The 4624-nt window shown below is 70.7% G+C and carries 6 protein-coding genes and 1 pseudogene; 3 read left to right on the plus strand and 4 right to left on the minus strand.

What is annotated here, in order from left to right; genetic code table 11:
* A pseudogene (locus C1I98_RS42120) lies at positions 1–578 on the plus strand (hypothetical protein); the annotation flags it as partial.
* Positions 575–1342 carry a glycoside hydrolase family 16 protein gene (locus C1I98_RS35585; RefSeq protein ID WP_158558316.1) on the plus strand — a complete coding sequence of 256 codons (768 nt, stop codon included), beginning with the start codon at positions 575–577 and terminating at the stop codon, positions 1340–1342. The pseudogene C1I98_RS42120 and the gene C1I98_RS35585, both read left to right, overlap by 4 nt.
* Before the next feature lie 164 nt (positions 1343–1506).
* Here the strand turns inward: C1I98_RS35585 and C1I98_RS42125 are convergent, their stop codons facing one another.
* The 4 genes from C1I98_RS42125 to C1I98_RS35600 all read right to left on the minus strand — a co-directional run bounded on the left by C1I98_RS42125 (position 1507) and on the right by C1I98_RS35600 (position 3641).
* Positions 1507–1884, minus strand: coding sequence for an FG-GAP-like repeat-containing protein (locus tag C1I98_RS42125; RefSeq protein ID WP_158558317.1), 378 nt, complete (start codon positions 1882–1884; stop codon positions 1507–1509).
* Positions 1869–2798, minus strand: a complete 930-nt coding sequence (locus tag C1I98_RS43350) for an SGNH/GDSL hydrolase family protein (protein ID WP_199537469.1) — start codon at positions 2796–2798, stop codon at positions 1869–1871. Before C1I98_RS43350 ends, C1I98_RS42125 begins: the two co-directional genes overlap by 16 nt.
* A gap of 6 nt (positions 2799–2804) precedes the next feature.
* Entirely contained in the window at positions 2805–2951 is a 147-nt protein-coding gene (locus C1I98_RS43355; protein WP_199537470.1) for a hypothetical protein, read from the minus strand.
* Between the two features lie 147 nt (positions 2952–3098).
* Positions 3099–3641, minus strand: coding sequence for a flavin reductase family protein (locus tag C1I98_RS35600; RefSeq protein WP_111171698.1), 543 nt, complete (start codon positions 3639–3641; stop codon positions 3099–3101).
* Between the two features lie 338 nt (positions 3642–3979).
* Between C1I98_RS35600 and C1I98_RS35605 the strand changes: the two genes are divergently transcribed.
* Positions 3980–4624, plus strand: a 645-nt coding sequence (locus tag C1I98_RS35605; protein WP_199537471.1) for a ParB/RepB/Spo0J family partition protein, incomplete at its 3' end; no start/stop codon positions are given.

Consider the following 4624-nt stretch of genomic DNA (forward strand, 5'->3'; position numbering starts at 1 on the left):
CCCAGGAACCGCCCAAGGAGCCGGCCAAGCCGCCCGCCAAGGAGCCGACGAAGGCCCCGCCGAAGCCCCCGACGAAGGAGCCGGCAAAGCCGCCGGCCCCCCGGCCGTCGCCGACGGGTGAGGTGGGCGACGCGCCGCCCGTCAAGCAGCCGGACTCGCGGCAGCTCGCGGCCCCGCAGCAGAAGAACCGGCGGACCAGGCCGGTGCTCCCGCTGCCGCCGCTGGCCAAGCCGGCCCGCCCGCAGGGCGCGTGCGTGCCGTTCAAGGACGCGAACTGCTGGAGCCTCGCGCCCTGGCGCGGCCGTACCACCAACGGGACCGATCAGGGCGGCTCGTCCGGTCTGGGCGACTCCGGTTCACCGCTCGCGCTGCCCAAGCGGCAGGCCGAGGCCGCGAACGCGCCGCGCTGGGCGTTCGCTCCCCCGCTCGCGCCGCCCGCCACCCGGCCCGGCGACGAATCGCGGGGCACCTCCACATCCAACGACACCGCGTCCGCCCCGGTGCCGCCGCGCCCGGCCGGGTGCTGGACGTTCAGCATCTCCTCGCAGTGCGCCCGCACACAGGACCCGCCGTCGTGATCGCCGGTACGGTGCTGCGGGCCGCCTTCGCCGGCCTCGCGGTCACCCTCGTCCTGGGCGGCCTCCCGGCCGCCCGGGGCGACACCGCCGTACGGCGGGCGGACTGCACCGCCACCCCGGAGGGCGCGAACCCCGACTGGGGCGCGCCCATCTGGTGTGAGGACTTCGAGTCCCAGCTCGACCGCGAGAACTGGTTCGTCTACGACTCGGCGGGCCACGCGGGCAAGGGCCGGCGTTCCCCGGGCCAGGCGTTCATCGGGGACGGCGCGCTCTACCTGTACGGCACCGCCAAGGGCACCACGGCGGGGCTCGCCACTCGCTACGTCCAGTCCCACGGCCGCTGGGAGGCCAGGATCCGGCTCTATGCGGGTGCCGGTTCCTACCATCCGGTGGCGCTGCTGTGGCCGCAGCAGGGCGGCGGCGGGGTGGACAGCGCGACCGGCGAGGAGATCGCCTTCCTTGAGGTCATCGACGACCCGGAACGGCAGCGCCCGAACCTGTTCATGAAGACCCCCGATGGCGGCAAGGAGGGGGTCAGCGGCGAACTCGACATGACCGCTTACCACACGTACGCGGTCGAGAACACGCCCAACGGCGTGGTCGGGTACATCGACGGCCAGGAGTGGTTCCGCTCCGCCAGCTCCACGCAGAGCCCGATGGCGGCCTGCCTCCAGCTCGACTGGTTCCCCGACGGCAAGGACCGCGGCGACGCCTGGATGGAGGTGGACTGGCTGCGCATCTACCCCATGCAGGAATCCCGGTGATCCCTGTCATCGAGGAATATCTGTAAGGCCGCGGCCGGAAACCGGCCGCGGCCTTCTGTTGTCACGAGGCGATAACGGCATCCCGGCGGAAGTGGATAAAACATGTCCGAATCGGCCCTCGGTGCTCTTCGCACGAGGGCCGAGGCCTTCTTGTGAAGGGCCGATCAGGCGGGGTCGCCGCCGTTGTTGATCCACGCCTGGACGCTGCCCGTGCGCAGGTCCCAGATCAGGTAGTCGTCGCGCTGGTCGCCGTCGATGTCGGCGAAGGCCAGGCCCTGGCCCTGCGCGATCCCGACACCCGAGGCGATCTGCCCGCGCGCCACCCAGCCGGGCCTGCCGTCCTGGTCGCCGCCGCGGTTCAGCCAGGCGGTCGCGGCACCGCTGGGATACTTGGTCACCACGTAGTCGTCGCGGGTGTCGCAGTCCACGTTGGCGAAGCGGAGTCCGTCGCCCGGCTTGAGGACGCCGGAGGCGATCTGCCCGCGCGCCACCCAGCCCGGCCTGCCGTCCCGGTCGCCGCCCGCGTTCATCCAGGCGCGCACGGCCTTCGTCCTGGCGTTGACCACCAGGTAGTCGTCCCGCCGGTCACCGTCGATGTCGGCGAAGGTGATCCGTTCGTCCGCGCCGTACGCGACGCCGGAGGCGATCTGCCCGCGCGGGGTCCAGCGGTTCTGGGCGTCGCTGCACAGCGGCGTGCCGGGTGAGTCGCTGATCCAGCCCTTGGCCGCCGCCCGGAGCAGGGCCTTGTGGAAGGCGTCGGCCATCTTGCGGTATCCGTTGTCGTTCGGGTGCAGGTACCGGCGTGGACCAGCACGACATTGGGCCGCCACAGCGGGACCGCGGTGTCGGCCGCGTGCGCGATCTGGCTGATCATCGCGCCGGAATGGCCCTCGTTGTCGGGGTCGGGCAGCCGCCCGGACCGCATCGAGCCGACGAAGTCGATGCTCTTGGTCTTGCCGTCGAGCTTGTTCCACAGGTCGGCGCGGTAGCTGGACTCGGTGGAACTGCCGATGCCGTAGGTGATGGAGTCGCCCAGCGGCATGACCCGCAGATCCCGCTTCTTCAGCTCCTCCGCCCCCTTCCTCTCCTCTTCCCTTTCCTCGTCGTCATCGTCGTCGGGCGGCGTGTTCGGATCCGGCATCCCGGACGGCAGCTCGTGCTTGTCGACGTCGAAGTCGAAGGGCAGGTCGAGATGGATGGGCGCGCTGCGCGGCGGCTGGATCTTGTACTTGTGGGCCTTCTCCAGGTCGCCGGGGAACGCGCTGTCCTTCAGCGCGAACGTGGCCGCGCCCCTGCCGTGCGCGGACAGCCTGTCGCGCAGTGCGGTAGAGGGGTAGCCGTTCCAGCTCACCAGGTCCGGCAGAAGCCAGCGGCCCCAGTGGTTCTCCGGCTTCTCGTTCGGGCGGCCCAGGCGGCACGCGAGCGTCTCCACCTTGTCCTTATGTCCGATGGCCACCGACGGCTAGCAGCCGTCGCCGTCGTAGTCCATCGCGGGCTGGAATTTCAGTTGCGCCGCGCTCGCGTTCGCCGGAAGCTTGGGCGGCGGTGGCTCGGCCCAGGCGGGCGTGGCGGCGGCGATCACGATCCCCAAACTGACGATCAGGCCCACGCATAATGATCTTCTCAACTGCGCTCCCCAGGATGGCGTCCCCGGCACCGTGCCGTTCGGCGGACCGGGATCTCAACGCGCGTATCCTCCGCCACCTCACCGGCCCGTACCAGACCGATTCGGTGCCCACATTCAGTCCACTTTTTTCTATGCCTTCTGACCGGCGGGGTGGGAACCGCCGTTGGGCGACGGGTGCGGGAGAAAACCGCCGAACCGGCGGCCGTGGTACACCAGCGGGCGGCTTTCCGGATCGACCGAAACGTCCATCACCAAACCCACCAGCAGAATGTGGTCGCCGATCTCGGTCGCGGCGTCCAGTGAGCAGATCAGCCGCGCGGAGACGTCGTCCAGCAGCGGTAGTCCGCGCGGCCCGAGGTGCCACCTGGTGGGCGCGGCGAAACGGTCCACCCCCTTGCGGGAGAACCGCGCGGCCAACTCGCTCTGCCCGCCCGCGAGGATGTTGGCCGCGAAATGCGCAGACGAACTCAGTCCCGGCGCGCTGGCGGACCCGCGGTCGATGTAGAAGGACACCAGGGGAGGGCTCAGGCTGGCGGAGGTGAACGTGGTCACCGTGAGGCCCAGGGGCACGCCGTCCGACTCGGCGGTGATCACGACCACGCCCGCGGCGTGCAACTGGAGCGCACCCCGGAACGCCTCGCCATCGATCGCGCGCGCCGCAACCTCTTTCATCTCGCCCTCCCAATGGGTCCGATTTCCCACCCACCGTAAGCCGCGATCGTCGAGGTACTCCAGACCGCGCCCACCAAGCAGGCGTAGCGGCGAGCGGCCACCGGATTATTCCGCCACCCCGAGGGGAGAATTCATCGGCGCAGCGCCATTACCCCGGTTGACACCACTCCTGACCCGGGCATAGCATCGATATCAGTGAGCTTTCACGCACACAGCGTCACACCCCGCGACCCGCACAACGACAGCGACTGCGTTACCTCCGCGACAGGCGAGGAGACATGTCGAACAACTCGTTGGCCAGGTCACCACAAATTCCACACCCGGAAACCCCGGCACGCGTGACGAATTCCCAAAATCAGTTATCCGGAATAATCGGCGAGCGCTTTTCCGAGCCGCGCCGGCTGCCGATCGCCGCGCTGCGCGCAGCCGACTCGCCGCGCAGCGGCGGAGAGGACGCCGAGCACGTCCGGTTGCTCGCCGACCAGGACGCGCCGACGCCCCCCATCGTGGTCCACCGCCCGACCATGCGGGTGATCGACGGCATGCACCGGCTCAGGGCCGCCGCGCTGCGCGGCGAGCGGGAGATCGAGGCGGTGTTCTTCGACGGGCCGCAGGAAGACGTGTTCGTCCTTTCCGTCGGCCTGAACTCCGCGCACGGCCTGCCGCTCGGCCAGGCCGACCGCAACGCCGCCGCCGCGCGGATCATCACGACCCACTGGCACTGGTCGGACCGGGCGATCGCCTCGGTGGCGGGCATCTCCGCCAAGACCGTGGCCGCGCTGCGGCGGCGTTCGACCGGGGAAGTTCCACACTCGAACGGCCGGGTGGGCCGGGACGGCAGGGTCCGGGCGGTCGATCCGGCCGCGGGCCGCAGGCGGGCGGGCGCGGTGCTCGCCGAGCGGCCCGGGGCCTCGCTGCGCGAGATCGCGGCCAGGGCCGGGATCTCGCTGTCCACCGCCAAGGACGTACGCGAGCGGGTGCGC

This window comes from Spongiactinospora gelatinilytica, assembly GCF_003236385.1.
Lineage (GTDB): Bacteria > Actinomycetota > Actinomycetes > Streptosporangiales > Streptosporangiaceae > Spongiactinospora > Spongiactinospora gelatinilytica.